We start from the raw sequence: 25,891 nt of genomic DNA, 5'->3' as shown, positions 1-25,891 counted from the left end.
AACGCCTGGCAAACCTCAGCAAATAACCGCCTTCCCGTCCCCAACCGGAAACCAAAGGATCCCCCATGTCCAACCCCCAGCAGGGCAACGCGACCCAGGCGGCCATCACGGACCACACCGTCCCGGCCCAAGCGCATGCCACCGAAACGCTTCTCCACGCCGAAGATAAGGGCTACCACAAGAGCCTGAAGCCCCGGCAGATCCAGATGATCGCGATCGGCGGGGCCATCGGCACCGGCCTATTCCTCGGCGCGGGCGGCCGGCTCAACGCCGCAGGCCCGTCCCTGGTCATCGCGTACGCCGTCTGCGGCTTCTTCGCCTTCCTCATCCTGCGGGCGCTCGGCGAACTCGTGCTGCACCGGCCGTCGTCGGGCTCGTTCGTGTCCTACGCCCGTGAATTCTATGGCGAGAAGGCAGCCTTCATCTCCGGCTGGTTCTACTGGATCAACTGGGCCACCACCACCATCGTGGACATCACCGCGGCCGCCCTCTACATGAACTTCTTCGGCAAATACGTCCCTTGGATGGCCGATGTGCCGCAGTGGGCCTGGGCCCTGATCGCCCTGGTTGTTGTGCTGTGCCTGAACCTCGTTTCGGTCAAGGTCTTCGGCGAGATGGAGTTCTGGTTCGCGCTCATCAAGGTCGCCGCGCTAGTGGCATTCCTCGTGGTCGGCACCTACTTCGTCATCTTCGGCACCCCGGTGGGCGGCCAGGAAGTCGGCTTCAGCCTCATCACCGACAACGGCGGCATCTTCCCGAACGGCCTGCTGCCGATGATCATCCTGATGCAGGGCGTCCTGTTCGCCTACGCCTCGATCGAGCTCGTGGGCACCGCCGCAGGCGAGACCGAGAGCCCCGAGAAGATCATGCCCAAGGCCATCAACTCCGTGGTCTTCCGCATCGCCGTCTTCTACGTCGGCTCCGTCATCCTGCTGGCGCTGCTCCTGCCCTTCACCTCCTACGAAAAGGGCGTCAGCCCCTTCGTGACGTTCTTCGGCTCCATCGGCATCCAGGGCGTGGACGTCATCATGAACCTCGTGGTCCTCACCGCAGCGCTGTCCTCGCTCAACGCGGGCCTCTACTCCACCGGCCGCATCCTGCGCTCCATGTCTGTGGCCGGCTCCGCCCCGAAGTTCGCCCAGCGCATGAACAAGGCAGGCGTCCCCTACGGCGGCATTGCCATCACCGCGGGCGTCTCGCTGCTCGGCGTCCCGCTGAACTACCTCGTCCCCTCCCAGGCCTTTGAGATCGTGCTGAACGTCGCCTCTGTGGGCATCATCGTCACGTGGGCCACCATCGTGCTGTGCCAGATGCAGCTGAAGCGATGGGCGGACAAGGGCTGGCTGAAGCGCCCCTCCTTCCGGATGTTCGGCGCCCCCTACACCGGCTACCTCTCGCTGCTGTTCCTCGTGGGCGTGCTGGTCATGGTCTTCATCGACTCCCCGCTGACGCTGCTCGTGACGCTGGTGGCCTGTGGGCTGATGGTGGGCGGCTGGTACGCGTGCCGTAAGCAGATCCACGAGATCGCCGAAGCCCGCGACGGTTTCACCGGCATGTCCCCGGTGGTCGCCAACCTCCCCGCGCCCGGCGCGGCTGACCGTATCTAGCCCATCCGGTTAGGCGCCGATTAAGCGCAGACGGCGGTACGTCAGGTTCTGTTTCCACGGAACCCGACGTGCCGCCGTCGTTGTTAACTCCTCTTGACGGTCGATAAGTGCAGGTCTATTCTCAGCCGCATCCGGGACTCATCGTCCGCCCATCAAACCAGATAAGGGAGGGTTACCATGCCGGAATACATGGATGTCCATCACAATATGAAGGGACTGACCAGGGAAGATCTTAAGGCTGCCCACGAGGCCGACCTTGCCATTCAGAATGAGGAAAACGTCAATTTTAAGAGTGCGTGGGCTGATCCCGACGCTGGGGTTGTCTACTGCCTGTCCGAGGCTCCTTCGGCCGATGCAGTCAGGCGCATCCACGAGCGCACCGGTCACCCTGCAGACGAGGTTCACCCGGTTCCCCTCTCGGTCTGAAATAGTCGGTCTGGCATCGTAGGCCGGGCATTTCTGCACCGCTTTCGACCGGTCCACGACGCACCGGGTCCGCGATTCCGGGCCCGGTGCCTCCATGTGGCCGGGCAAAGCGGTACAGAAGCTGCGGGATTTCACGCGCTGACTCCGGCGAACGGCCTACGATTGAGGCACGGGGCACGGCGGGCGATCGGCCGGCGCCGCCCCGACCGTCGAAGGACCGGCTCATGGACGTTGTTGTCATTGAGACCCCGCAGCTCGGGGACCGAAGCTATCTGGTCCACGACGGCAGCGTGGCACTTGTAATCGATGCCCAGCGGGACACTGACCGCGTTGAGGAAGCCGCGCGCACCGCCGGCGTGCGCATTACCCACGTTGCCGAAACCCACGTCCACAACGACTACCTCACCGGCGGTCTGATCCTGGCCCGCGCCCACGATGCCAAGTACCTGGTCAACGCGGCGGATTCCGTGGCCTTTGAACGGGAGCCGATCGCGGACGGCGAGACCGTGCAGATCGGCAGGCTCTCCCTCCGGGCCGTGGCCACTCCCGGCCATACGCACACCCACCTGTCCTATATCGTCACGTCCGACGACGGGGACCAGGCAGTGTTCTCGGGCGGGAGCCTGCTCTACGGCTCGGTGGGACGGACCGATCTCCTAGGCCCCGCAGCCACGGACGGCCTGACCCGGGACCAGTACACCTCGGTCCGCCGGCTCGCCGAGGAGGCATTACCCGAGGCCGGGCTCTTCCCGACGCACGGTTTCGGTTCGTTCTGCTCGGCCGGGCCCTCCACCGGCGCCGGCGCCTCAACCATCGGCGAGCAGCTCGCCAGCAACCATGCGCTGACCGATCCTGATCCCGAACACTTCGTCGCTGAGCTCATGGCCAACCTTGCGGCCTTTCCGTCTTACTACGCACACATGGCCCCGATAAACCTCACCGGCCCGGAGCCCGCTGATTTGACTCTGCCGGAATCACTCGAGCCCGCGGAACTGACGGACCGACTGGCCAAGGGCGAATGGGTCGTGGATCTCCGGCGGCGCATGGCCTTCGCCAGCAACCACCTGCGGGGAACCGTCAGCTTCGAATACGGCTCGGGCTCGAGCTTCAGCTCCTACCTGGGCTGGGTCCTTCCGTGGGGCGAGAAGCTGACGCTGGTCGGCAGCAGGGAGGACCTGCAGAATGCCATCCGGGACCTCTCGAGGATCGGCATCGACCGGCCGGACGCTGCGGTCGGGACAGACCCGTCGGCGCTGGCTCCCGGGGTCCCCGTGGCGTCGTACCCGCGGGCCGGCTGGGCCGCCGTCGTGCATGACAAGCTGGCCGAGGAGACCGTGCTCGACGTACGGCGCGCGGACGAGTTTGCCGCCTCCCACGTGGCGGGAGCGGTGAACGTGCCGCTGCACGAACTGCTGGGGCGCCTCGATGACCTTCCGGGCGGCAGGATCTGGGTGCACTGCGCTTCCGGATACCGTGCGGGGGTCGCAGCCAGCCTGTTGCAGCGCGCCGGGCGGGACGTGGTGCAGATAGACGCCCGGTTCCGCGAGGCCGCAGCGGCGGGTGTCCCCATGTCCCGGCAGGGCCAGGTCAGGGATCCCGATGTCAAAGGAGAAGAATGATGGACACGGAAGGCAAAGTAGTCGTCGGCGTCGACGGCTCGGAATCTTCGATCCAGGCGCTGCGGCTTGCGGCCCGGTTGGCACCGGCCCTGGACGCCCGGATCCACGTTGTTGCATGCTGGGACTTCCCGCAGATGTATGCCGGCTACATTCCCCCGGACTTTGCGGCCTTCGAGGAGGCCGCAGCGAAGAACCTCGCCGAAGCGCTCACCAAGGCGTTCGGACCAGAGGCACCCGAGGGCCTGAGCCAGGACCTGGTCCGCGGCCCCGCAGCGTCCAAACTCGTGGAAACCGGCGCCGGCGCCGCCCTGTTGGTTGTCGGGCGGCGCGGCCACGGCGGCTTTCTCGGCATGCACCTGGGATCGGTCAGTTCAGCCTGTGTGTCGCATGCTGACTGCCCGGTCCTCGTGGTGCACTCGGACGGCAGCCACCGCACACACCATCTCTAGCGGGGGTCCAAGTCCAAGGACCAGGACACGTCCACGCCTTAGATCTGGAGATTGGCCTGACGTAATGCAACGCGACCGCAACCCCTGCGGCTGCACCATCACTTATGCTCAGCAGAGCACCTCGGTCCTGGCTCAACGACGCACCATACAGGAGAAACTTCATGACCAACTGGCGGATCAGGGACTTTCACTCAGCGGACCTGGACGGCATTCTGCACCTGTGGGAGTCGCTCAAAGCCACGAATGTGGAACCCGTTTACGCACTCTCCGAAGTGCTGGCATCGTGCGAAAAGGACCACGCCGTCGTGGCCGTGCAGGGCGACCAGGTGGTGGGCGCCGCCGTCGGACGGGCCGCCCATGACCAGGGCTGGATCGTCTTCCTGGCCACCCTCCCCGAGTACCGCGGCCGCGGGATCGGTACCTCGCTGCTGGCCGCCGTCGAAAAGCGGATGGCGCCGCACGGGCTGAACAAGCTGTCGGCCCTCATGCCGGAGGCGGAAACCCGGGTGGAGGCGTTCCTGAGCCGGGGCTTCGCGCTGAAGAAGAACCTGCGCTACTTCGAGCGGACCATTCCCGTCCAGCGCCAGGAGCTGGAGCCGCTCAGCCTGCTCGGCGGGCGGGTCCTGGCACGGGATCTGTGGGAGAACGTGGCCGGCATGCGGCGGGAGAAGGAACTGCTGGAGCGGCGCCTGGTGCTCCCCCTTGCCGAGGCCGACCTCGCCGATGAATACGGGGTGGTGCCGCCTCGCGCCGTCGTGCTGTTCGGTCCTCCGGGCACCGGCAAGACCACCTTCGCAAAGGCGATCGCGTCCCGGCTGGAGTGGCCGTTCGTGGAGGTCTTCCCCTCCCGGCTCGCCTCCGACCCCAAGGGCCTCGCCGGAGCGCTGCGCGAAACATTCCTGGAGATCTCCGAGCTGGAACACGCCGTGGTCTTCATCGACGAGGTGGAGGAGATCGCGTCCCAGCGCTCGGGCGAGCCGCCGTCGCCGCTGCAGGGCGTCACGAACGAGCTGCTCAAAATCATCCCGGCCTTCCGCGAACAGCCCGGCCGCCTGCTGGTCTGCGCCACCAACTTCATCCGGGCGCTGGACACGGCTTTCCTCCGCCACGGCCGCTTCGACTACGTCATCCCCATCGGCCTGCCCGACCGCCAGGCCCGTGAAGCCATGTGGCAGCGCTTCATCCCCGCCCCCGTGGTGGACGACGTGGACATTGAGCTCCTCGTCGACCGCACAGAGGGCTTCTCCCCCGCGGACATCGAGTATGCGGCCCGCAGCGCCTCCCAGCGTGCGCTGGAAAAAGCAGTGTACGACGACGGCGGGCTGGCTTCGGGGGGCGCCGTTTCCGTTCGCGCTGCGGTCCGGAAGGGTCCCGCCACGGAGGACTACCTCGACGCCATCGCCGAGACGCGCACCACGGTGAGCCAGGAGGTCCACGAGCAGTTCCTCGAGGACATCGACGCCCTCGGCCGGGTGTAGCGCCCCCGCCATTTCGACGGTTCCCTGCACCCTAGACGTGCGCTTCCGTCGTATTGGCAGGGAACCGTCGAAACGGCGACAGGAAGGAGGAAGCCGTGATCCTGTTCCTGACGATTGTGAGCGGGCTGGCCTGGTCCGTGGCGTATGTGGAGGCCATCCGGATCGGGTTCAGGGACCGGAGTTATGCCATGCCAGCTGCGGCCCTGGCGCTGAACTTCGCCTGGGAGGTCCTGTATGGCTCGCGGTCAGCTGTTACGGGGATTTCCGCGCAGGGCTTCTTCAACATCCTGTGGGCGCTGGCTGACGCTGTAGTAATGTACACGTTCTTCACGTTCGGCAGATCTGAACTTCCGCCGCGGGTCACACGGAAGCTGTTCATCGGGTGGGCCGTGTTGCTCGGCGTGACGGCCTTCGCGGTGCAGTGGCTTTTCATCGTGGAGTTCGGCTGGGACGACGCCGCGAAATACGCAGCATTCCTGCAGAACCTGCTGATGTCCGGACTGTTCATCGCCATGTTCGTGGGCCGCGGCGGTCCCAGGGGACAGTCCTTGGTGATTGCCGTGGCGAAGTGGATCGGCACGCTCGCACCCACCATCGTGTTCGGCTGGTACGGGAACTCGCCGCTGATCCTTGGCATCGGGGCGCTCTGCAGTGTCTTCGACCTGGCGTACATCGGTCTGCTGTGGCGGGCACGGAGTCCCCTGCTACGACACTGACACCAGCCGGAGGGCCTTAGTCCTTCCTGGTCTCGGCAGGCTCGGCCGGCGCAGTGGGCTCGGCGGGCGCAGTGGGCTCAGCCTGCGGGGCGATCGGCTCGACCACCGGAACGGTCTCATAGGACAGCGTCTCATAGTCCGTCTGGTCCGCTTCATCAAGCATGTCGTCCAGTTCTTCGATCAGCCACGGGTTGATCCGCTGAAGGATCTTCCGCACTTCATCCTCGGGGACGGCGGCGTACAGCACCGGCCGGGCCTTGGCGTACCGGGTGACCGGCGGCTTGTCCGGCCACTTTTCGGCCAGCGCCTGTACGCGCTCCGGGAGCGAGTTGTGAGCGTTGTCGGCGATCTTCACGAGGGTGGCGTCGTGGTCCTCGGCGATGAAGCGGATGCCAGCCTGGTAGTCGTCCGGGTCATCGTGGAGCCGCTTCGTCACTCGCTCGATGATCCCTACGGCGCGCTCGGAGACGCCCATATCGAGCAGGGCCTGCCGCGTCATGGGCGTGTCCTCCGCAATGTCGTGGAGGTAGCCGGCGATGCGGATGTCGTCGTCGAAGTCGGCGAGGGCATCACCCACAGCAATCACATGCTCGCGGTACGGGCGCTTGAGCTTGTCCTTCTGGCGGTTGTGCGCCACTTCGGCGAGGACCTTGGCGGTCTCTACGGTGAATCGTGCTTCGGGGAATCGTGCGTCGGGCAATCCTTGTTCTGGCATACCCTCAGCGTACCCACCGCCACCAACTACTCTCCCTGCCAGACCCATGGTTCGCGCGGGAGGGCAGCGGGATCGAACTCCGGCAGCGCGCCCGCCAAGGAGGCGGCCGGCAAGTTCAGCGACTCCAGGATGATCCGGCAGACCGCATCCGGAGGAATCCCGGCGGCGGAGAGGTCCGCCAGGGTGACAGCACCGTCCCGCTTTGCGAGCCGCGCGCCGTCGGCGTTAAGCACGAGCGGCACGTGGGCATATTCCGGTGCGGGAATATTGAGAAGCGAGGCGAGATATGCCTGCCTGGGCGTGGACGGCAGGAGGTCGTCACCGCGGACCACCTGATCTATGCCCTGCTCGGCATCATCCACCACCACTGCCAGGTTGTACGCTGTCACGCCGTCGTTGCGGCGCAGCACGAAATCGTCCACCACGCCTGTAAAGGTGCCGTGAAGGGCATCCTCCACGGACCACTCAGTCACGGAGGACCGGAGGCGGATGGCGGCCGGGCGCACTGACCGCTTGAACTCACGTTCCGCCGTCGAAAGCTTCCGGCAGGTCCCCGGATAGGCGCCCTGCGGGGCGTGGGGCGCGGACGGCGCCTCCTGGATCTCCCGGCGCGTACAGAAGCATTCATAGGTCAGTCCCGACGACGCCAGCAACGCGATCGCCGCCGTGTACAGCGGCTCACGGTCGGTCTGGCGCACGACGGCGCCGTCCCAGCTCACGCCTATTGCCGCCAGATCGCGGAGCTGCTTCGCCTCGGCTCCGGCGCGGGCACGGTCCAGGTCCTCGACCCGAAGCAGGAACCGCCGGCCGGTGGAGCGGGCGAACAGCCAGGCGAGCATTGCCGTCCGCAGGTTGCCGACATGCAATTCACCGGACGGGCTGGGGGCGAAACGGCCGGCGCTGCTCATGCCTCCAGCCTATGCCGAACACCACAAGAGCCCCTCAGCCACAGTGCACCCGATGAATTCGGGACTCGGTGGCTCAGGGGCTCTTGCCGTGCCGGCTGCGGGCTTGGAACTCATCCGCTCGGAACCTGGGCAATGCTGCGGAAAGACGATGCGTGAACAAGTGTCAATCAGCGGGCGGCGTCCTTGCGGGAAGCCTTGTTCAGGGACCGGGTGGTGTGCCGGGGGGCCTGTAGCCTGGCGGGTCGGGCGGTAGCCGTTGCCTTGTTGCCACTATTCGAGCAGAAGCAATACAGTAGGCGCAACGAGCGATCCGGGCGATGATCAATCTGATCAACCGGGCTGCATCGGATGGACAGGGAGTGATCAGATTGCAGCAGCTTGATGCTACGGACCGGCGAATCCTCGCCGCGCTCGACGACGATCCGAGGCTGCCCATCATGGTGCTCGCGCAGCGCCTTGGCCTGGCGCGGGGCACGGTGCAGTCGCGACTGGAGCGGATGACGGCATCCGGGGCTCTCCGTCCGAACAGCAGCCGGGTGCTTCCCGCCGCGCTTGGCCGGGGAGTGGCGGCCGCAGTCAGCGCTGAACTGGACCAGAGCCACCTCAACGAGGCAATCGCTGCCCTCCGGGAAATTCCGGAAGTGTTGGAGTGCCATGCACCCGCCGGTGATACCGACCTGCTGATCCGTGTAGTGGCCACCAGCCCGGACGACCTATATCGGGTTTCCGAGGAGATCCGGCTGTGCCCGGGAATAGTCCGGACGTCCACGAGCATGTTCCTGCGCGAAGTCATCCCCTATCGGACCACCGGATTACTCGGTGGCTGACGGCACCCCGGTAGGCCACGCCGTTCCTGCGCAAATCATTGGCGAAAACTGCGGCTATTCTGCCGGTTGTCCTGCGGTGCCGGCTGTAGCCTGATTCAGCATTTGCTTGCAGCTGTCATCACCGGCAGCGAATGCACCTCCATCCCAGGGTCTCCGCCAGGGTTCGGTCTCAATAAGGAACTCCATGCGCTCTTTCTCCCGTTCAATCACCACAGCGACCGGGCTGCTGGTCCTCGCCGTCGGACTGGTTTCCCTGCCGGCGCACCCCTCATTCGCCGCCTCGGATCCCGCCGCGGACGGCGCCGCACCGACGGTGGAATCCATCGAAGACTTCGAGCACCACTCGTATGAATCGGCGCCTGGCGTCCCGATGGATGGTCCGCCGGAGGGGCTGGCCCTTGAAACAGAGGCTCTGGCGAGCGCCCCCATCGAAGTCAAATTGGTCACCGCCAAGCTTGCCGACACGGGTACCAGCATCGTCGACATTGAAGCAGGGAAACGTGCAGTAGCCGCCACCAGCAACTATTGGAAGGCGATGTCGGGCGGCCGCGTCTCCATGACGGTGAATCCGGAATTGACGAAGGTTGGCCATGTATCCAAGGCCAAGTCCACGGAGCCGTACTGGGACGTGATTAACACGATCACGGCTGAATTGAAGTGGTCCTACAGCACCAACAAAGCGCTGGTGATCTTCATCCCGACGGAGAGACTGGGAGGCTGGGCCCTCGGCGTCACCTACAGCAGCAGCGGCAACAGCGGCCGGGTCCTGATGCCAAAAATCAGCGGCTTCACTAACCCGGTGATGGCGCACGAGTTCGGACACGTACTGGGCGCCATGCATGCTGACTCTTTGCAGTGCGGCAGCGGCGTTTCGGATGTGGGCACAACGAGCACAGGGCAGTTCCAGGATGCGACCTGCTCCATCCGCGAATACGGCGACAGCACGGACCTCATGGGCATGTCCAACTTCACCATGCCGGTCATCAGCTCGCCCACCTGGGAAGCGCGCGGGCTGGGACAGGGCACTGAAGTGCAGAACATCGGTGTGGCCACGGGCATCAAGACCTACACCCTCCTGCCTTGGGGCGGAACCGCTCCAAACCGCGCCCTGAAGTTCACGGACCCGGTGAGCAGGGAGGTCTATTACCTCGAGTTGCGCCAGCCTGTGGGCTACGACAACTACCTGAGCAGTGACTATGCAGGAAACCGGGGCGTCAAAATCGTCCAGCGCGGCGGCGCCACCCCTGCGTCCTCGCTGATCCTCATGCCCTCGACGCGGCCGTTCACCGGTACGTACGCAACCAACCATGCCTGGCAGGCCGGACAGACTTTTGTGACCCACGCGGGCACCCGCGTCACCGTCAATTCCGTGTCCGCCACGTCCGCCACCGTGACGATCAACGCTGATCCAGGCACGAGGACAAAGATCCAGTTCTCAGCGGGTGACTTCAACGGCGATGGCCGCGCGGACATGATCTCGCGGGAATCCGAGGGATCGCTGCTCCTGCACGCCGGCCAGCCCGGCAACAAGATCGCGGCCCCGGTCAGAATCGGGTCCAGCTGGAACGCCTTCAACTCCGTCTTCGGCAATGGCGACTTCAACGGAGACGGGCTGACCGACCTTATCGCCCGCACCTCCGACGGCGGGCTGTGGCTTTACCCCGGCAACGGTACCGGCGGCTTCCTGACACGGGCAGAGATCGGCTCCGGCTGGTACATCTTCAAGCGCATTGTTCCCGCGGGAGATTTCGACGGCGACGGGCACACGGATCTGTTCGGCGTCCGCAGCGACGGGGCATTGTGGCTCTATCCCGGCAACGGCACGGGCGGCTTCCTGTCGGCCAAGCAGGTTGGGTCAGAGTGGCAGGGCTTCGCCTCCCTTGCCCCTGCCGGCGAACTCGGCGGCAGCACGTCCGGCCTCCTGGCGCGCACCAGCGGCGGGACCGTTTACCTCTACCCCGGCAATGGAACCGGCGGCTTCGGGGCAGCACGGACCCTTGCCACTGGGTGGAGCAATGTCTCGGACCTGATTGGCGGCCAGGACTTCACGTCCGACGGGACCACCGACGTCCTGGCGGCCAGCACCTCCGGCTCACTGACGTCCTACCCCGGCAGCGGGACGGGCTTCGCCTCAAAACTCGCCATCGGAAACGGCTGGGGCTCGTTCAGCCAGGTCTGGGAGGCCGGCGACTTCGACGGCGACGGCAAGCCTGACATCCTGGCGATCTCGGCTCAGGGCGCCCTGATCCTCTATCCGGGCAACGGGTCCGGCGGGTTCCGTGCAGCACGGCAGGTCGGGAGTGCTGGCTGGCAGACCTTTGACCAGGTGCTCTCCGCCGGCAACTTCAACGGCGCCGGCGGACCGGACATCGTAGCGCGTACAGCGGACGGATCGCTCTGGCTGTACCCGACGGATGGAAAGGGCAACTTCCAGACGCGGAAGGCGATTGGCAACGGCTGGGGCATTTTCACGCAGATGCTGGCACCGGGGGACTTCTCCGGCGACGGCCGCAACGACATCATCGGCATGACGGCGGACGGCAAGCTCTGGCTCTACCCGGGCAACGGAACCGGCGGCTTCCAGAACAGAAAGCAGATCGGATCGGGATGGGGCATCTTTGACAAGGTGATTGCTGCGAACGACTTCAACGGTGACGGAAAGGCCGACATCATGGCACGGACCGAAGCCGGCGAGCTGTGGCTCTACCCCGGCAACGGAACGTCTGGCTTCCTGTCCCGCAGGCAGCTTGCCACCGGATGGACCGACCAGGAATCGTTTGCGAGCGTAGGCCGCTTCGGCGGAACAGCGAACCCCAATGTCATAGCGGTAACAGCTGATGGCAAGCTGTGGCTGTACACCGGCACGGGAACCGGGGCCTTCCAGAACGTCGCCCTCAATCCCCGCTAGTTCCTGGGGCACGAACAACTGATCCGGCCGCGGAAGAATCCCTTCCGCGGCCGGATCAGTTTAAGTCCGCTAGAGCGGCGGCCCTGCATTGGACTTCAGGTTCTTCATGACGAGCGTTGAGGTCAGCCGTTCGACGCCGGGCAGCACCGTCAGCTCGCTGTCGTAGAAGCGCTGGTACGACGGCAGGTCCGCGGCGATCACCTTGAGCAGGTAGTCCGGGGAGCCAAACAACCGCTGGGCCTCAACGATGTTAGGGTTCCCGGCCACGCGGTTCTCGAAAATTTCCATCGTTGACTGGTCCACCTGCCGCAGAGTCACGAAGACGATCGCCTCAAAGCCAAGCCCGACGGCGCCCGGGTCAATATCCGCCTTATACCCGCGGATCACTCCTGAAGCCTCAAGGTCACGGAGCCGGCGGTGGCACGGCGCCACGGTCAGGCCGACCTTTGCAGCGAGGGCCGTGGCAGTCATCCGCCCGTCCTCTTTCAGGTGGCGCAAAATATTTCTATCAATATTGTCGATCACGCAAAAATCTTACCCCGAGCTGCGAGTGCCGCGCGAAATCAGGGAACACTTATGGCGGCAAATCTCCTAGGCTTCTCGCATAGCCCATCGACGAGGAGTCCGCCATGAATGTTCAGCTTTTCCTAGCCTTCGTGGCCGTTGCTATCGCGCTGGCGTGCACCCCTGGCGTGGACTGGGCGTACTCCATTACCGCGGGGCTGGGCCGCCGGAGCTTCGTGCCGGCGGTGGCGGGCCTGTGCAGCGGTTATGTCCTTCACACCGTGCTCATGGTCGCCGGGCTGGCGGCGATGCTGGCGGGAATGCCGGGCGTGCTGGAGTGGCTGACCGTGGCCGGGGCCGGCTACCTGCTCTGGCTTGGAACGGCGACCATCAGGTCCTGGCGGGGCGCGAGCTTCACCCCAGCCGCCGGCGTCGGACATCCCGGGCAGAACCAGTTCCGGACCTTCCTCCAGGGGATGGGGACCAGCGGGATCAATCCCAAGGGCCTGCTGTTCTACGTAGCCCTGGTGCCCCAGTTCGTCAGCCCGGAGGCGCCGCTGCCCGTGCCGGTTCAGTCGGGACTGCTGGGCCTGACGTTCGTGCTCCTGGCCGCCGTCGTCTATACCTGCGTGGCGCTACTGTCCCGTAAGCTGCTGCAGTCCAGGCCCGATGCAGCCCGCCGGGTAACCCTGGCCAGCGGCATCATCATGGTAGGCCTCGGCGCCATCCTGCTCGCAGAGCAGCTTCTCCCCCTCGCGGCGGCACACGCCTAGCACGGGGGCACGCCTAGCCCTGGACGCCAAGCACGCGGGCACGCCAAGCAGCTTTCAGGTCTTGCGCTCCATAAACCACTCGGTGAACGCCGTTGCCCGCCCGTCCGGGCCAAGCCGGATCACCCAGAGATTTTCGTAGCTGGGCCGGTCATCGAGATAGGTAGTGCGTCCCTGCACGAAAGCGAGGTCACCGTCGGTTCCAAGCACGGACCACTCGAACCTCCAGTCTTCGGGCTCATCCGCGGAGGCGATCCACCGATCCACGATCTGCTCCCGGCCGCGCCAGGCGTCGGGGTCGTAGGGCCGGGTGGCGTAGACGGCGTCCTCGGTGAAGAGAGCCTGGATGTCTTCCGGCTCATTCGTTTCCCACGCGGCGATGTACTTTTCCATCCACTGCCTGATTGCGTCAGTCATTTGTCCGTTCTACCCCGGTGGCCAGCGGCCCACAAGAGGCCGCCAGCCAGCAGGCGCGGCGTCAGTCCCCGTCCAGCTTCTTCCACTCCTGCTCCCAGAGCCTGCGTTCCGCGACGTCCTTACGGATGACCTCGAAGGTTTCCAACTCGGCGCGCCGGCGCAGCCAGTCGCGCGGGTTCAGGGATCGGCGGCCGTTATCCAGCGCCAGCAGGGCGCGGTCGGTCAGGGCATCATTGCGCAGGGCCATGCTGGTTCTCCGCCGCCGCAGGACCTCCTTCAGCGCCCGCTGCGCATGATCATGGGCCCCGAGGCGGCGGAGCGAGCGCCCCCGGACCAGCAGCAGGGCAGCGGAGAGGTCGTCAGCGTTGAGCAGCCCCTCCGTCCAGACCACAACCTCCTGGTCCCGTCCGAGGGTGTAGGCCAGCGCGCACCGTGCCAGGGCGGTCGGCAACGACGGCGGCAGCATGGCCAGCGCCTCCAGCGCAGCTTCCGTCTGGCCCGTCTCCCGCAGAGACTGCGACAGCGCCAGAAACACCGACTCCTCGCTGAACAGCACGGGCACCTCCACCCGTTCGGCGACCTCCACCCGGGTGACCACCCGCGTGAGGTAACTGGCAGCGAACTGGTTCGCTTCGTCGTCGTTCTTGGTGCTGAGGCCGCGCTGGAGCAGCTCCACGGCGCGCAGGTAGCCGCCCTGTTTGTGGGCGAGCAGCCCGGCTATCACCCAGCAGAGGCCGGCCCAGCCGGGGTATTCGCGGCCGACGGCAACCAGCCGGTTGGGGTCGGTGCTCGTGAAGATTGCGTCATATACTGCCTTTGCTGCCTTGCCGGTGAGTCGCTTGAGCCTTGGGACGCTGCCGTCCACGCTGATCAGGGCCGCATCCCTGCCGCCCAGCACCCCGTGGATAATCCCGCCGACGCCGTCGGCGATTTCACGCACGGGCGTCCGGACCAGGCCGGGGCCAAATGGAGTCAGGTCGCGGGTGTCGCGGTAGATCGGTCCTGGAATCTGCCCGGCGGTCATTCCTCCATGCTAGTAGCCCCGCGAATCTAGCCCGAAGCCGCGCCCACCCACACGCCGATCACCCATGTGCTGGCGGCGAGGCAGGCGAGGCCGAATTCCACGAGGATGCCAAGCCCGGTGGCCTTGAGCGCGGCCCAACTGGTAGTCAGCGCGGTGCGGAAGTTGTGCGTCCGCTGGACCTCGCTAAGCAGCAGCCCGGCGGCGAAGCCCACGAACAGCCCCACCACGGGAATGACGAACATGCCCACGACACCCAGCACGACGCCCGCCACGACGCTCCGGTTGGGGATCCGGTGCTCCCTGAGCTTGCGTCCGGCCAGCACGGCACTGGCGGCCATGCCAGCCAGCACGAACACCATGCCTATGCTGAAAACCACCCAGCCGATGGTCCCTTCCCCGCCCCAGATGGCCCAGGCGAGGAGGCTCAGCCCGATCAAGAAGCTGCCAGGCAGCACGGGAATGACGGTGCCGGCCACGCCAACAAGAATGGCCAGGCCGCAGAGGACGGTCACAACAGTCTGGGCGTTCATTCCCCCAGTCTAGGCTCGGGCAGGCCAGCGTCCGGCAGGCTCAGGTCCGGCAGGCTGGCAGCCTTTGCGGGCGTCCCGTACGAGACGGACGCCTTAACCGAGAACGACGGCGGCGCCTCCCCAGCATGGGAGGCGCCGCCGTCGGACTTTCAGTCAGCCGTTCTCAGCCGCCGCTGACCGATGGCAGTTGAACAGCGACGGGTCAGAGGCGGGTCTTCCTCAGACTGCGTCGGCAGCCGCTGCGGCCACGGCTGCAGTGACGGCCGGTGCAACGCGCGGGTCCAGAGGGCTGGGCACGATGTAGTCTGCGGACAGGTTCTCCTCCGCCAGCCCGGCGATGGCCCGGGCGGCCGCCAGCTTCATGGCCGGGGTGATGCGGCGGGCACCGGCGTCGAGCGCGCCGCGGAAGATCCCCGGGAAAGCCAGGACGTTGTTGATCTGGTTGGGGAAGTCGCTGCGGCCCGTGGCCACGACGGCCGCGTACTTGACGGCAACTTCCGGCAGAACTTCGGGGTCCGGGTTGGACAGCGCGAACACGATGGAGCTGTGGTTCATCAGCTTCAGGTGCTCTTCGTCCAGCTTGGAGGAGGAGACGCCGATGAAGACGTCCGCGCCGAGCAGGGCTTCACCGGGGCCGCCGGCGATGCCGCGGGGGTTGCTGCGCTGAGCCATCTGGAATTTCTTGCTGGCGGGGTCGGCGGCGATGTCCGCACGCTCGGCGTTGATGATGCCGCGGGAGTCCAGCAGCACGACGTCCTTGATGCCTGCCGTGAGCAGGATTTCAGCGACGGCGATGCCTGCGGCTCCGGCGCCGGACACCACCACGCGGAGACCTTCGAGCTCGCGGCCGGTGACCTTCGCGGCGCCGGTCAGTGCCGCGAGGACCACGACGGCGGTGCCGTGCTGGTCATCGTGCATGACGGGGCAGTCGAGGGCTTCGATAAGCTTTTCTTCCAGCTCGAAGCAGCGCGGGGCCGAGACATCTTCGAGGTTGACCGCGCCAAAGCTGGGGCGCAGGCGGACGAGCGTTTCCACGATTTCGTCAACGTCCGTAGTGTTCAGGACCAGCGGAATGGAGTCCAGCTCGCCGAACGCCTTGAAGAGGGCGGACTTGCCTTCCATGACCGGAAGGGAGGCGCTGGGACCGATGTTGCCGAGGCCAAGCACAGCGGTTCCGTCGCTGACCACGACTACCAGGCGCTCGGCCCAGGTGTGCGTCTTGGCGAGTTTCGGATCAGCGTGGATGGCGCGGCTGACCTCGGCGACGCCCGGCGTGTAGGCGATGGAAAGATCGCGCTTGTTGACCAGGGGGACTGTGCTGGAAATCGAGAGCTTGCCGCCCTCGTGCGCTGCAAAAATTTCCTGCTCCGTCAGAGCTTCGGCGGCGGTGTTGTCGGTGGGGACGATCGTTTCAATGGACACGTCGTTGTCTCCTGGGCTAGCCGTGGGCGTACGGCACAGTATGGCTCAAGCATTGGAGGCTCAAGATGGTCAGGTGCGCGCTTCTCTGACGGCCCAAAGGGTGGCGGGTCCGTCATAAAGCCCGCGGGTACGGGTTGCTAGCGACTCCGGTCCTGCAATGGTAAACATTCTGGGAGCACCTCCGTTGCCGCGGACGGCGCAACTTGACAAGAGAAAACGTTTTCTCGGATCGTCATGTGCCCGAGTTCACCGAAATCGGCCTTAAAAACCGTCAGTGGTCTAGGCCAGTTACGCGGTATGCCGCATAGTGCGGGGCTTGGGAACCAGCAGGGAGCATGCCTTCTTGAGGTCTTCTTCCGCCTCGAACAGCGATAAACGTCGACAGCGGAGCGACTGGACTAGACCACTGACCGTCAGAAGCAGCACCCGGGAGATGGCGGTGTCGCCGCTGGCAGCGGTCACGGCCCGCTCGGACAGGGCGTCGATCTCGCGCAGCAGCGCCGTGGTGTCACGGTCAGCGATATATACGCCCTTGCTGAGGCACTGCTCCACAGCGGGTTGCATGACGCGCATGTGGAAGATTTCCATCACCACACCGGACAGGGCGTGGATACGCACCGTTCCGGCCCCCGGCCAGCTCCCCACTTTGAGTTCACTCAGCTGGTGCCGGTAAAGGGCAAGCATTAGGTGCGTGCTGGAGGGGAAGTAGCGGTAGAGCGTTCCGAGTGGGACGTTGGCCTTGGCCGCGACCTCGGACAGGGTGACGGACTGGAGGCCCTTGCGCGCGAAGGCGGCTGCCACATCGAGGATGCGGGCGTAGCGGGCCTGCTGCCGGGGCAGGGACGGAGGGGCGGCCATGGGCGGAAGATCTGGATTAAATTCAAGCATCATCAGTCCGGGGGTTGAGATTCCTGCGGCAGCGAGGAGAGGCCCCATCCCGGTCCTGCCCGCAATTCGGAGTCAACTATACGCCACTGGTCTTTCGCCTCCCCTCTAGTCTCCGGAGCAGGCCAGCAGCACTACAGTCAGTCAACGCCCTTGATCTTGACCACGAACACAGCGCCCAGCAGGCCGATCACCGCCGCGGCTACATAGAGCGAGACGTAGCCGCCCCAGAGCGTGACGAAAGGCCAGGCCAGTGCCGGGGCGATGACCTGGGGCAAGGAGTTGGCGATGTTGATCACACCCAGGTCCTTCGCCCGGTCCCCGGCGCTGGGCAGCACCTGGGTGATGAGGGCGAAGTCCACCGCGAGGTAGGCGCCGAAGCCGATGCCCAGGACGCTGGCGCCGATGATGCCGCCGGTCCAGGTGGGAGCAAAGGCGAGGATCAGGGACGCCAGCGCGATGATCGCGGAGGACGCGATGACCAGGGGCTTGCGCTTGCCCGTGCGGTCGCTGAGACGGCCGCCGATGATGCTGGTAATAATGACGAACACGGCGTAGAGCCCGGTCAGCACGAGCACGCCGAAGGCCGGCTCAAGCCCGGCGGTTTCCTTCAGGTGCACGGCGTCGGCGAGGAAGAACAGCAGGTACAGCGTGACCATGTGGTTGCCGACGTTGACGAGCAGCCGCGTGATCCATGCCCAGGCGAAGTCGGAGTGGCCCAGCGGCCGGATGAAGCCGAGCAGGAAGTCAGCCCAGTTCAGCTGCGGCCTGGCTTCGGCCGGGAGCGGAGCATCGTCGCTCCTGAACAGGTACATCACCACGCCGGCCACCAGGGCAGCGGCGCAGACAAGGTAGCCCAGCGCGAAGTTCCCACTGACGACGGCGGCAATCACCGCGCCGATGAGGATGCCGACCGTCTGGCCCATGGCGGCGAGGCCTCCCACGGTGGCCCGCTGGGGTACGGGGACCCGGTCGGGAATGGCTGCGGTGATGGCGGCGTAGGCGCCGTTGCAGCCCGCCTGCACGAGGCACCAGAGCAGGGTCATGAAGGCCACATTCGGTGCCCCGGCCAGAGCTATGAGTGCGGCGGCGCCCAGGAGTGCCCCAATGAGGACCCACGGCACCCGGCGGCCGAAGCGGGAGGTGGTTCTGTCACTGAACGCGCCGAAAAGAGGGTTGGCCACGAGCGATACCGCCGCACCGGCACCGGTTACCAAGGCGAGAATGGCTTCCTTCTGGCCGGGGTCGAAATGCTCGGCCTGCTGGCCAAGGAGGACCTGGATGGGGCCGAAGAACGCCGCGTTGATGCCAACATTGACCAGCACGACGCCCGTGGTCCACAGGGGCCTGACCCGGACGGTGGGTTCGGCGAACGCCGTGGCTGATCGCGCCCCCACCAACGCGGGATCGGGAACTGCACCGGGAATGTCAGACAGACTCATGGCAGGCTCCCCCTGGAACGCTTTTGATCGTGTGCATTCAGACTATCGTGGGAGCCAAGAGCGACGCGGAATCATTCGACGCCAAGTTCAACGCGGTTACTGGGCGTTGAACCACCCCGTGATCGCTCGTACCGAGCCAGTCAGACGCGCTTAGGAGAACCAATGACCGCTTCCCCTGCCGGCAATTCCCCGGCTAACCAGACTGCCGCGGTCGTCAACACCGCCGATCTCTACGACGAACGGGGTGAGGAACTGGCCTCTATCGCCCTGCAGTTTCAGTCGCTCGGGGGCCACTCCCATTTCAGCGGTCCTGTCCGGACCATCCGGTGCTTTGAGGACAACGCGCTCGTGAAGTCCACCCTGGCGTCCCCGGGCAACGGCGCCGTGCTCGTGGTGGACGGCAGCGGCTCGCTCCGCACAGCACTCATGGGGGACATGATCGCGGCGAGCGCCGTGGCGAACGGCTGGGCCGGCGTCGTAATTAACGGGGCCATCCGCGACCGTGAGGCGATCGCGGAACTGCCGCTCGGCGTCAAGGCCCTGGGCAGCAATCCGCGCAAGAGCGCGAAGGCCGGCGCCGGGGAGACCGACGTGGACCTGCTGATCGACGGGGTGACCATCCGCACGGGTGCGACCATCTGGTGCGACCCGGATGGCATCCTCATCGAGCGGTGAAAGGTGCGCTGGTGAAGGGTGCGCTGGTAAGAAGTCGGCGGTGATGCGTGCGGTGTCGGCACTGAGAACGTCCCTGAGCGCCAAGATCTAACCCCCTATGCCGGTCCGAGCCAGAAATTTCTGCAGGCGGGGAACAAAGCGGCCCGTAAGATAGTTACTGAAAGCAACTATTAATCGCAATCCCCCCATTTCCCTTGGAGCCACCATGTCCAAAACCACCGCCGGCCCCGCACCGGGAGAGGCCCTGACCAAGCGCCAGACCATCACCGTCATGGTGGGGCTCATGCTCGGCATGTTCCTGTCGTCGCTGGACCAGACCATCGTGTCCACATCCATCTACACCATCGCCAACGACCTCGACGGCCTCTCACTTCAGGCCTGGGCCACCACGGCCTACCTCATCACCTCCACGGTGAGCACCCCGCTGTACGGCAAGCTCAGCGACATCTTCGGGCGCCGCCCGCTGTACCTGGCCGCGATTATGATCTTCCTGGCCGGCTCCCTGTACGCCGGCTCGGTGCACTCGATGACCGAGCTGGCCATTGCCCGCGGCATCCAGGGCATGGGCGCCGGCGGCCTGCTGGCCCTGGCGCTCACGATCATCGGCGACATCGTTTCGCTCAAGGACCGGTCCAAGTTCCAGGGCTACTTCATGTCCGTCTTCGGCATCTCCTCGGTGCTCGGGCCCGTGGTGGGCGGGGCCTTCGCGGGCTCCTCACACATCCTCGGCTTCGACGGATGGCGCTGGGTGTTCTTCATCAACCTCCCGATCGGTCTGGCAGCGCTGGCGGTCGTTTTCCTCTACCTGCACCTGCCCGCCAAGCACGTGAAGCAGAAGATCGACTACTGGGGTGCCGCCGCCATCACCCTGGCCATCGTGCCGCTCCTGCTCGTGGCTGAGCAGGGCCGGACCTGGGGCTGGACCTCGGCGGCCTCCCTTCTCTGTATCGGCCTCGGAGTCGTCGGCATCATCGCGTTCCTGCTGGCCGAGCAGCGCGCCGGCGACTACGCCCTCATCCCGCTTCGCCTCTTCCGGAACCTCACCTTCGGCCTGTCCTCGCTGCTGAACTTCATCATCGGCATCGGGATGTTCGGCGCCATCGCCATGCTGCCCATGTACCTCCAGCTGGTGAAGGGCCTCACGCCCACCGAGGCGGGCCTGATGATGATCACCTTCACCGTGGGCATCCTCACCGGTTCCATCACCGCCGGACGGACCATCTCCGCGTCGGGCACCTACCGGATTTTCCCGGTCCTGGGCACCGCCGTCCTGACCGCGGCCGCCGTCGCCATGGGGCTCTCCCTCGGCGTGGACACCGGCCTCTGGGTTCCGGGCCTGATCGCAGTGTTCTTCGGACTCGGTCTGGGCTTCTGCATGCAGCCGCTCACCCTGGCCATGCAGGTCTCCGTCCCGCCGAAGGACATGGGCGTGGGCACGTCGTCCGCGGCGTTCTTTCGCTCCATGGGCGGCGCCGTGGGAACCGCGGTGTTCATCTCCATGCTCTTCAGCCTCGCGGCCGACAGGATCGCTGGCGGCATGAAGGACGCCATGCAGAACACCGCGTTCCTCAAAGTTCTCCAGGACCCCGCCGTGGCCGCCGATCCAGCGAACGCGAAGCTGTACGAGTTCTTCAGGAACGGCGCCACCAACGAGTCCCTGAACGACACCAGCTGGCTCCACTCGGCCAACCCGGTGCTGACCCGGCCCATCACGGAGGGCTTCGCCCAGTCCATCGACGCCGTGATGCTCACGGCCGCGGCGCTCACCGGCATCGCGTTCCTGATCAGCTTCGCCCTGCCCAACAAGAAGCTCACGGACCCGACGGCGGCAGCAAAAGAGACAGTCGCCGCCCACTAGCGGCCACACCCAACACAAGACGACGACGGCGGGATGTCCCGCCGTCGTCGTCTTGTGTCCTGAAGTGGAACAGCAGCCGGTGACATGGCACACTGTTAGGCGCGTGTGCGCCGGCAGTCTGGGCCGGTATCCGCAGCCGACGACGTCCGCACCGCATCCACCCACCCCCAAACCCGAGGGAGATCCATGTCCACCGCCACCGAGCAACCAACCGCCAAGATCCCGCAGCGGGTCATTTGGCTGGCGCTTGCCGGCGCCGTGGGCGGCTTCCTGTTCGGCTTCGACTCGTCCGTAGTCAACGGCGCCGTCGATGCGATGAAAGACGAATTCGCCCTGAGCGAGGGCGTCACCGGGTTCGCCGTGGCTGTCGCCCTGCTGGGCTGCGCGGCAGGCGCGTACATGGCGGGCAAGGTGGCGGACCGGTACGGCCGGATTCCCGCCATGAAGCTGGGATCGCTGCTGTTCCTTGTCAGCGCCATCGGCACCGGCTTCGCGTTCAGCGTCTGGGACCTCATCTTTTGGCGGCTCGTGGGCGGCCTCGGCATCGGCCTGGCATCGGTGATCGCGCCCGCCTATATCTCCGAGATCTCGCCGCGCCACGTCCGCGGACGCCTGGCCTCGCTCCAGCAGCTCGCCATCACCACCGGCATCTTCGCCGCGCTGCTCTCCGACGCGCTCTTCGCCACCTCCGCAGGCGGCGCCAACCAGCCCCTCTGGCTGGGCATTGAAGCCTGGCGCTGGATGTTCCTGGCGGCCGCCCTTCCTGCCGTGGTCTACGGTGCCATCTCCTACACCCTTCCCGAGTCCCCGCGCTTCCTGGTCTTCCAGGGCAAGGAAGACCTGGCGCGCAAGGTCTTCGACTCCATCGCACCGAACGAGGACACCGACCGCCACCTGCGTGAAATCCGCGAGGCCATCGAGGAAGACCAGCTGGCCGGCAAGAAGGGCTCGCTGCGCGGCAAGGTCCTCGGGCTGCAGGCGGTAGTGTGGATCGGCATCATCCTGTCCGTGCTGCAGCAGTTCGTGGGCATCAACGTGATCTTCTACTACTCCACCACGCTGTGGAAGGCCGTGGGCTTTCAGGAGAAGGACTCGCTGGCCATATCGGTGGCAACCTCCGTCACCAACATCCTGGTGACCCTTGTGGCCATCGCCCTCGTGGACCGGATCGGCCGCCGGCCCATCCTGCTGGTGGGGTCGATCGGCATGGCGGCCTCGCTGGCCACCATGGCCGTGGCCTTCGCCTCATCCACCGGCAGCGGCTCGGAGATCTCCCTTCCCGGCGCCTGGGGCCCTGTTGCCCTCGTTGCCGCCAACGTCTTCGTGGTCAGCTTCGGCGCCTCCTGGGGCCCGCTCGTGTGGGTGCTGCTGGGCGAAATCTTCCCGTCCCGGATCCGCGCCCGCGCCCTGGGCCTGGCGGCCGCCGCCCAATGGATCGCCAACTTCGTCATCACCCTGAGCTTCCCCGTGATGGCCGCCGGTTCACTGCCGCTGACGTACGCCATGTACGCGCTCTTCGCGGCAGCCTCCTTCTTCTTCGTCATGTACAAGGTGCCGGAGACGAACGGCATGTCACTGGAACAGGCCGAAACCCTGTTTGTTCCGAAGGGGTCCGTTAAGGTCTAACCGGCCCTTACCCCCTGGACATGCGGAGGCGCCAACGTTCCATTGGAACGTTGGCGCCTTCTGCCGTCCTGCCGGGTCTAGGCTTGTCCACATGAGCAACACCGAAGCCGTCCCCCGGGAAATGCTTTGCGAGGCCGCGCAAGGCGCCGCTTCCGACATCGAGATGCTTGCGCCCCGCGCCGTCCCGCTGGGCGGGCCGCGTGCCATGGACGTGCGCCGCACCCTGCCGCAGCGGCAGCGCAGCCTCATCGGCGCATGGTGCTTCCTCGACCACTACGGGCCCGACCATGTCCGCGCTTCCGGGGGAATGAAGGTTCCCCGGCACCCCCACACCGGCCTGCAGACGGTCAGCTGGCTCTTCACCGGAGAGGTCGAGCACCGGGACTCCGCCGGCTTCCACGCCATGGTCCGGCCCGGCGAAATCAACCTGATGACCGCCGGCAAAGGCATCAGCCACTCGGAATTCTCCACCCCGGACACCGATGTCCTGCACGGCGCCCAACTGTGGGTGGCCCTGCCGGAGGCGGCCCGCCACATCGAACCGACGTTCGAGAACTACCGCCCCGAACCTGTCACAGGTGAGGGATGGACCCTGCGCGTCTTCCTGGGCTCCCTCTCCGGAAGCACTTCCCCGGTCACGACACACACCCCGCTCCTCGGGGCCGAGATCCTGCTCGAGCCCGGCGCCACGCTGGAACTCACCACGGATCCGACTTTTGAACATGGCATTTTGCTGGACTCGGGCATCCTGCACTTGGACGGGCACTCGCTGGCCGAGGACCATCTGGCCTTCCTGCCGGTGGGCCGTCTGTCCCTGACACTCACTGCGGGCGACGAGCCGGTGCGGACGCTCCTCATCGGCGGGGAACCCTTGGGCGAGCAAATCCTCATGTGGTGGAATTTCGTCGGCCGGAGCCACGAGGAAATCGTCACCTACCGGGAGCAGTGGCAGGCCGAGATCGGCGCGGACAATCCGCCTGGCAGTCCCGCATGGAACACCGGCGACAGCCCGCGCTTCGGCACCTTCCCTCCCGGGCAACCAGCGCCCCTGCCGGCCCCGGCATTGCCCACCACCCGCCTCCGGCCCCGGGACTGAGTGACGGGCCTCACACCGTACTGACCGGGAATGATCCGGTCCTGAGCAAGTGCCCGAAACTATCCCAGGAGACTCCATGAGCAACATCATCATCCGGAACAACCCGGAGCGGTCCCGGTTTGAAGTGATCAACGGCGGCAAGGTCATTGGGCAGGCCGCCTACAGGGAGTACAACGCCGGGGAGGCCCAGCGCATCTTCTATCACACGGCCATCGACGACGAGTACGGCGGCCAGGGGCTTGCGGCACGGCTCGCCACCCAGGCACTGGACGAGACGGTAGCGGACGGCATCACCATCGTCCCGGTCTGCCCCTACATCAAGAAGTTCCTCACCAAGCACCCCGAATACGGCCCGAACACCACGAAGCCAACCCCGGCCCACTTGGAGTTCCTCAGCGCCGTCCTCGCCCGCCGCTGATCGGGCGCGCGGGTGGGAGTCAGGAATCTCTGCCCGAACCAGTGCCGATTATTTCCGTTGCGTGCCCCGCTATCCAGGCCACCAACGGCAACATCAGCGCGGCGAGCTCCTGGCCGCGGTCACTGAGGCTGTAGTCGACCCTGGGAGGAATGACCGGCTGGGCATCGCGCCGTAGGAAGCCATCACCTTCAAGGGTTTTCAGTGTCTGGGCAAGCATCTTCTCGCTGATGCCTTCGGCGCGCCTTCTCAGTTCACTCCAGCGCTGCGGGCCCTCGGCAAGTGCCATCAGGATCAGGACGCCCCATTTGCTCGTGACGTGGTCCAGGACGATCCTGCTGGGGCAGCCGGCCGGGAAAATGCCGTCAGGGAAGGGTGAGACAGGCGCACTGGCTGGGGGACTTACTTTCATGCCAGTACCTTACCTTAAAGTGCGTACTCTCTTTTGGGAAGCTACTGGCTGCTCCCCGGGTTGCAGAGGGTGACAGTCATTCCACTTCTGAAAGGACAATCATGACTCTCGTCATCACCGGCGCCACAGGCAAGCTGGGCCGCCTCGTCGTCGAAGCACTTCTCGACCACGACGTTCCCGCCGAACAGATCGTGGCTACCGGCCGGGATCTCACCAAGATCGCCGATCTCGCGGGGCGCGGCGTTCAGGTACGCGCCATCGACTACAACGACCCCGACTCCCTGCGCCAAGCGTTCAAGGGAGCCGAGAAGGTGCTGCTGATTTCAGGAAATGAAGTGGGCCAGCGCGTTGAGCAGCATCAGAATGCCATCAATGCCGCAAAGGAGGCCCGCGTTGCGTTGATTGCCTACACCAGCGTGGCCAAGGCTGACAGCACGGGCATGCAACTTGCAGCAGAACATCAGGCAACGGAGGAGGCGCTCCAAGCTTCCGGCGTGCCGTTCACCCTGCTCCGCAACGGCTGGTACCTGGAGAACTACACCGAGCAACTGCCCGTGCACCTCCAGCACAGCACAGTGCTCGGCAGCGCCGGTAACGGCAAAATCAGTGCCGCCATCCGCGCAGACTACGCCCACGCTGCCGCAGTGGTGCTGCTCCAGGACGGCCAGGCCGGGAAGGTCTACGAACTCGGGGGCGACGAACCGTTCACCCTCAGTGAGCTCGCCGAGGAGATCACCGAAGCCACAGGACAGCCGGTGAAGTACCAGGACCTGCCGTCGGCAGACTACGCCCGGGTGCTGGTGGACGCCGGGGTCCCGGAGCAGTATGCCGCCATCCTGGCCGACAGCGACCTCGGCATTGCCCGCGGGGACCTGCTCGTGACCAGCGGCGACCTCAGCGCGCTCATCGGCCGGCCCACCACCCCGATGCGCCAGGCAGTGCAGGCAGCCGCCGGAACCCTCTCTGGCCGCTAGCGCACGATCCCAGCGGCGGAGTACCAACCCTCCCTCACATCACGCAACCAAACCCCCAACCCTCCCTCAGTAACTGCCCCAAGTGAAGCCCTTGTGAACACCGACTGCGGGAGGGTCCGGAAAGTAGCGGCAGGAAGTGCGGGAGGGTCCGGAAAGTAGCGGCAGGAAGTGCGGGAGGGTTTGTACTG

At 65.8% G+C, this 25,891-nt stretch carries 25 protein-coding genes; 15 read left to right on the top strand and 10 right to left on the bottom strand.

What is annotated here, in order from left to right; all coding sequences use genetic code 11:
- Positions 1-65: 65 nt before the first annotated feature.
- The 6 genes from J7E80_RS14935 to J7E80_RS14910 all read left to right on the top strand — a co-directional run bounded on the left by J7E80_RS14935 (position 66) and on the right by J7E80_RS14910 (position 6,295).
- Positions 66-1,607 (top strand): amino acid permease, encoded by a 1,542-nt coding sequence (locus J7E80_RS14935; protein ID WP_215052864.1) that lies wholly within the window; start codon positions 66-68, stop codon positions 1,605-1,607.
- A gap of 177 nt (positions 1,608-1,784) precedes the next feature.
- Positions 1,785-2,033 carry an SCO4226 family nickel-binding protein gene (locus J7E80_RS14930; protein ID WP_215052862.1) on the top strand — a complete coding sequence of 83 codons (249 nt, stop codon included), beginning with the start codon at positions 1,785-1,787 and terminating at the stop codon, positions 2,031-2,033.
- A gap of 224 nt (positions 2,034-2,257) precedes the next feature.
- Positions 2,258-3,652 carry a rhodanese-like domain-containing protein gene (locus J7E80_RS14925; protein ID WP_215052861.1) on the top strand — a complete coding sequence of 465 codons (1,395 nt, stop codon included), beginning with the start codon at positions 2,258-2,260 and terminating at the stop codon, positions 3,650-3,652.
- On the top strand, positions 3,649-4,101 hold the full coding sequence (locus J7E80_RS14920) for a universal stress protein (protein WP_311380846.1): 453 nt from the start codon (positions 3,649-3,651) through the stop codon (positions 4,099-4,101). The genes J7E80_RS14925 and J7E80_RS14920 overlap by 4 nt, the downstream gene beginning before the upstream one ends.
- A gap of 161 nt (positions 4,102-4,262) precedes the next feature.
- The gene (locus J7E80_RS14915) at positions 4,263-5,579 is read left to right on the top strand and encodes an ATP-binding protein (RefSeq protein WP_215052859.1); all 1,317 of its coding nucleotides are present in this window, start codon (positions 4,263-4,265) and stop codon (positions 5,577-5,579) included.
- A gap of 95 nt (positions 5,580-5,674) precedes the next feature.
- The gene (locus J7E80_RS14910; RefSeq protein ID WP_215052857.1) at positions 5,675-6,295 is read left to right on the top strand and encodes a hypothetical protein; all 621 of its coding nucleotides are present in this window, start codon (positions 5,675-5,677) and stop codon (positions 6,293-6,295) included.
- A 16-nt stretch (positions 6,296-6,311) separates the two neighbouring features.
- Here the strand turns inward: J7E80_RS14910 and J7E80_RS14905 are convergent, their stop codons facing one another.
- Entirely contained in the window at positions 6,312-7,010 is a 699-nt protein-coding gene (locus J7E80_RS14905; protein ID WP_251036907.1) for a phosphohydrolase, read from the bottom strand.
- Positions 7,011-7,036: 26 nt separating this feature from the next.
- The gene (gene gluQRS, locus J7E80_RS14900; RefSeq protein ID WP_215052855.1) at positions 7,037-7,918 is read right to left on the bottom strand and encodes a tRNA glutamyl-Q(34) synthetase GluQRS; all 882 of its coding nucleotides are present in this window, start codon (positions 7,916-7,918) and stop codon (positions 7,037-7,039) included.
- Between the two features lie 368 nt (positions 7,919-8,286).
- Here gluQRS and J7E80_RS14895 point away from each other — a divergent pair, with 368 nt between their 5' ends.
- Positions 8,287-8,745 (top strand): Lrp/AsnC family transcriptional regulator, encoded by a 459-nt coding sequence (locus J7E80_RS14895; protein ID WP_251036922.1) that lies wholly within the window; start codon positions 8,287-8,289, stop codon positions 8,743-8,745.
- Positions 8,746-8,929: 184 nt separating this feature from the next.
- On the top strand, positions 8,930-11,653 hold the full coding sequence (locus J7E80_RS14890; protein ID WP_215052851.1) for an FG-GAP-like repeat-containing protein: 2,724 nt from the start codon (positions 8,930-8,932) through the stop codon (positions 11,651-11,653).
- Between the two features lie 69 nt (positions 11,654-11,722).
- On the opposite strand, the gene J7E80_RS14885 is transcribed toward J7E80_RS14890, so the two are convergent.
- Positions 11,723-12,178 (bottom strand): Lrp/AsnC family transcriptional regulator, encoded by a 456-nt coding sequence (locus J7E80_RS14885; RefSeq protein ID WP_215052849.1) that lies wholly within the window; start codon positions 12,176-12,178, stop codon positions 11,723-11,725.
- A 104-nt stretch (positions 12,179-12,282) separates the two neighbouring features.
- Here J7E80_RS14885 and J7E80_RS14880 point away from each other — a divergent pair, with 104 nt between their 5' ends.
- Positions 12,283-12,930, top strand: a complete 648-nt coding sequence (locus J7E80_RS14880) for a LysE family translocator (RefSeq protein WP_215052847.1) — start codon at positions 12,283-12,285, stop codon at positions 12,928-12,930.
- A gap of 54 nt (positions 12,931-12,984) precedes the next feature.
- Here J7E80_RS14880 and J7E80_RS14875 read toward each other — a convergent pair whose 3' ends face one another.
- From J7E80_RS14875 to J7E80_RS14850, 6 genes are all read right to left on the bottom strand, one after another.
- Entirely contained in the window at positions 12,985-13,344 is a 360-nt protein-coding gene (locus J7E80_RS14875; protein ID WP_215052845.1) for a nuclear transport factor 2 family protein, read from the bottom strand.
- A 61-nt stretch (positions 13,345-13,405) separates the two neighbouring features.
- Entirely contained in the window at positions 13,406-14,368 is a 963-nt protein-coding gene (locus J7E80_RS14870) for a lipopolysaccharide assembly protein LapB (protein ID WP_215052843.1), read from the bottom strand.
- 26 nt (positions 14,369-14,394) lie between these two features.
- Positions 14,395-14,898 carry a DUF456 domain-containing protein gene (locus J7E80_RS14865; protein WP_215052842.1) on the bottom strand — a complete coding sequence of 168 codons (504 nt, stop codon included), beginning with the start codon at positions 14,896-14,898 and terminating at the stop codon, positions 14,395-14,397.
- A gap of 219 nt (positions 14,899-15,117) precedes the next feature.
- Positions 15,118-16,320, bottom strand: coding sequence for an NADP-dependent malic enzyme (locus J7E80_RS14860; protein ID WP_215052840.1), 1,203 nt, complete (start codon positions 16,318-16,320; stop codon positions 15,118-15,120).
- 288 nt (positions 16,321-16,608) lie between these two features.
- Entirely contained in the window at positions 16,609-17,208 is a 600-nt protein-coding gene (locus J7E80_RS14855; protein WP_215052875.1) for a TetR/AcrR family transcriptional regulator, read from the bottom strand.
- A gap of 137 nt (positions 17,209-17,345) precedes the next feature.
- Positions 17,346-18,647 carry an MFS transporter gene (locus tag J7E80_RS14850; protein ID WP_215052838.1) on the bottom strand — a complete coding sequence of 434 codons (1,302 nt, stop codon included), beginning with the start codon at positions 18,645-18,647 and terminating at the stop codon, positions 17,346-17,348.
- A 162-nt stretch (positions 18,648-18,809) separates the two neighbouring features.
- Between J7E80_RS14850 and rraA the strand changes: the two genes are divergently transcribed.
- The 5 genes from rraA to J7E80_RS14825 all read left to right on the top strand — a co-directional run bounded on the left by rraA (position 18,810) and on the right by J7E80_RS14825 (position 24,320).
- Positions 18,810-19,322 carry a ribonuclease E activity regulator RraA gene (gene rraA, locus J7E80_RS14845; RefSeq protein ID WP_215052836.1) on the top strand — a complete coding sequence of 171 codons (513 nt, stop codon included), beginning with the start codon at positions 18,810-18,812 and terminating at the stop codon, positions 19,320-19,322.
- 205 nt (positions 19,323-19,527) lie between these two features.
- Entirely contained in the window at positions 19,528-21,180 is a 1,653-nt protein-coding gene (locus J7E80_RS14840) for an MDR family MFS transporter (protein WP_215052834.1), read from the top strand.
- A gap of 186 nt (positions 21,181-21,366) precedes the next feature.
- A complete protein-coding gene (locus J7E80_RS14835; RefSeq protein WP_215052832.1) occupies positions 21,367-22,806 on the top strand; it encodes a sugar porter family MFS transporter in 1,440 nt (479 codons plus the stop codon).
- Between the two features lie 91 nt (positions 22,807-22,897).
- Positions 22,898-23,902: a pirin family protein gene (locus J7E80_RS14830; protein WP_215052830.1), complete on the top strand. Its 1,005-nt coding sequence runs from the start codon at positions 22,898-22,900 to the stop codon at positions 23,900-23,902.
- Positions 23,903-23,978: 76 nt separating this feature from the next.
- Positions 23,979-24,320, top strand: a complete 342-nt coding sequence (locus J7E80_RS14825; RefSeq protein WP_215052828.1) for a GNAT family N-acetyltransferase — start codon at positions 23,979-23,981, stop codon at positions 24,318-24,320.
- Positions 24,321-24,339: 19 nt separating this feature from the next.
- On the opposite strand, the gene J7E80_RS14820 is transcribed toward J7E80_RS14825, so the two are convergent.
- Positions 24,340-24,729 (bottom strand): helix-turn-helix domain-containing protein, encoded by a 390-nt coding sequence (locus J7E80_RS14820; RefSeq protein ID WP_215052826.1) that lies wholly within the window; start codon positions 24,727-24,729, stop codon positions 24,340-24,342.
- Positions 24,730-24,830: 101 nt separating this feature from the next.
- Between J7E80_RS14820 and J7E80_RS14815 the strand changes: the two genes are divergently transcribed.
- The gene (locus tag J7E80_RS14815) at positions 24,831-25,703 is read left to right on the top strand and encodes an SDR family oxidoreductase (RefSeq protein WP_215052824.1); all 873 of its coding nucleotides are present in this window, start codon (positions 24,831-24,833) and stop codon (positions 25,701-25,703) included.
- Positions 25,704-25,891 lie beyond the last annotated feature (188 nt).

The sequence above is a fragment of the Arthrobacter sp. ISL-28 genome (assembly GCF_018613875.1).
In the GTDB taxonomy this organism is placed as follows: domain Bacteria; phylum Actinomycetota; class Actinomycetes; order Actinomycetales; family Micrococcaceae; genus Arthrobacter.
The sequence above is the reverse complement of the archived record's forward strand: the minus strand, read 5'-3'. Positions and strand labels throughout refer to the sequence as shown.

Bases quoted from the DNA above. Each gene is read 5' to 3' on its own strand.
- J7E80_RS14935 (WP_215052864.1), top strand. From the start codon at position 66: ATGTCCAACCCCCAGCAGGGCAACGCGACCCAGGCGGCCATCACGGAC.
- J7E80_RS14930 (WP_215052862.1), top strand. From the start codon at position 1,785: ATGCCGGAATACATGGATGTCCATCACAATATGAAGGGACTGACCAGG.
- J7E80_RS14925 (WP_215052861.1), top strand. From the start codon at position 2,258: ATGGACGTTGTTGTCATTGAGACCCCGCAGCTCGGGGACCGAAGCTAT.
- J7E80_RS14920 (WP_311380846.1), top strand. From the start codon at position 3,649: ATGATGGACACGGAAGGCAAAGTAGTCGTCGGCGTCGACGGCTCGGAA.
- J7E80_RS14915 (WP_215052859.1), top strand. From the start codon at position 4,263: ATGACCAACTGGCGGATCAGGGACTTTCACTCAGCGGACCTGGACGGC.
- J7E80_RS14905 (WP_251036907.1), bottom strand. From the start codon at position 7,010: ATGCCAGAACAAGGATTGCCCGACGCACGATTCCCCGAAGCACGATTC.
- gluQRS (WP_215052855.1), bottom strand. From the start codon at position 7,918: ATGAGCAGCGCCGGCCGTTTCGCCCCCAGCCCGTCCGGTGAATTGCAT.
- J7E80_RS14890 (WP_215052851.1), top strand. From the start codon at position 8,930: ATGCGCTCTTTCTCCCGTTCAATCACCACAGCGACCGGGCTGCTGGTC.
- J7E80_RS14880 (WP_215052847.1), top strand. From the start codon at position 12,283: ATGAATGTTCAGCTTTTCCTAGCCTTCGTGGCCGTTGCTATCGCGCTG.
- J7E80_RS14875 (WP_215052845.1), bottom strand. From the start codon at position 13,344: ATGACTGACGCAATCAGGCAGTGGATGGAAAAGTACATCGCCGCGTGG.
- J7E80_RS14870 (WP_215052843.1), bottom strand. From the start codon at position 14,368: ATGACCGCCGGGCAGATTCCAGGACCGATCTACCGCGACACCCGCGAC.
- J7E80_RS14865 (WP_215052842.1), bottom strand. From the start codon at position 14,898: ATGAACGCCCAGACTGTTGTGACCGTCCTCTGCGGCCTGGCCATTCTT.
- J7E80_RS14855 (WP_215052875.1), bottom strand. From the start codon at position 17,208: ATGCTTGAATTTAATCCAGATCTTCCGCCCATGGCCGCCCCTCCGTCC.
- J7E80_RS14850 (WP_215052838.1), bottom strand. From the start codon at position 18,647: ATGAGTCTGTCTGACATTCCCGGTGCAGTTCCCGATCCCGCGTTGGTG.
- rraA (WP_215052836.1), top strand. From the start codon at position 18,810: ATGACCGCTTCCCCTGCCGGCAATTCCCCGGCTAACCAGACTGCCGCG.
- J7E80_RS14840 (WP_215052834.1), top strand. From the start codon at position 19,528: ATGTCCAAAACCACCGCCGGCCCCGCACCGGGAGAGGCCCTGACCAAG.
- J7E80_RS14835 (WP_215052832.1), top strand. From the start codon at position 21,367: ATGTCCACCGCCACCGAGCAACCAACCGCCAAGATCCCGCAGCGGGTC.
- J7E80_RS14830 (WP_215052830.1), top strand. From the start codon at position 22,898: ATGAGCAACACCGAAGCCGTCCCCCGGGAAATGCTTTGCGAGGCCGCG.
- J7E80_RS14825 (WP_215052828.1), top strand. From the start codon at position 23,979: ATGAGCAACATCATCATCCGGAACAACCCGGAGCGGTCCCGGTTTGAA.
- J7E80_RS14820 (WP_215052826.1), bottom strand. From the start codon at position 24,729: ATGAAAGTAAGTCCCCCAGCCAGTGCGCCTGTCTCACCCTTCCCTGAC.
- J7E80_RS14815 (WP_215052824.1), top strand. From the start codon at position 24,831: ATGACTCTCGTCATCACCGGCGCCACAGGCAAGCTGGGCCGCCTCGTC.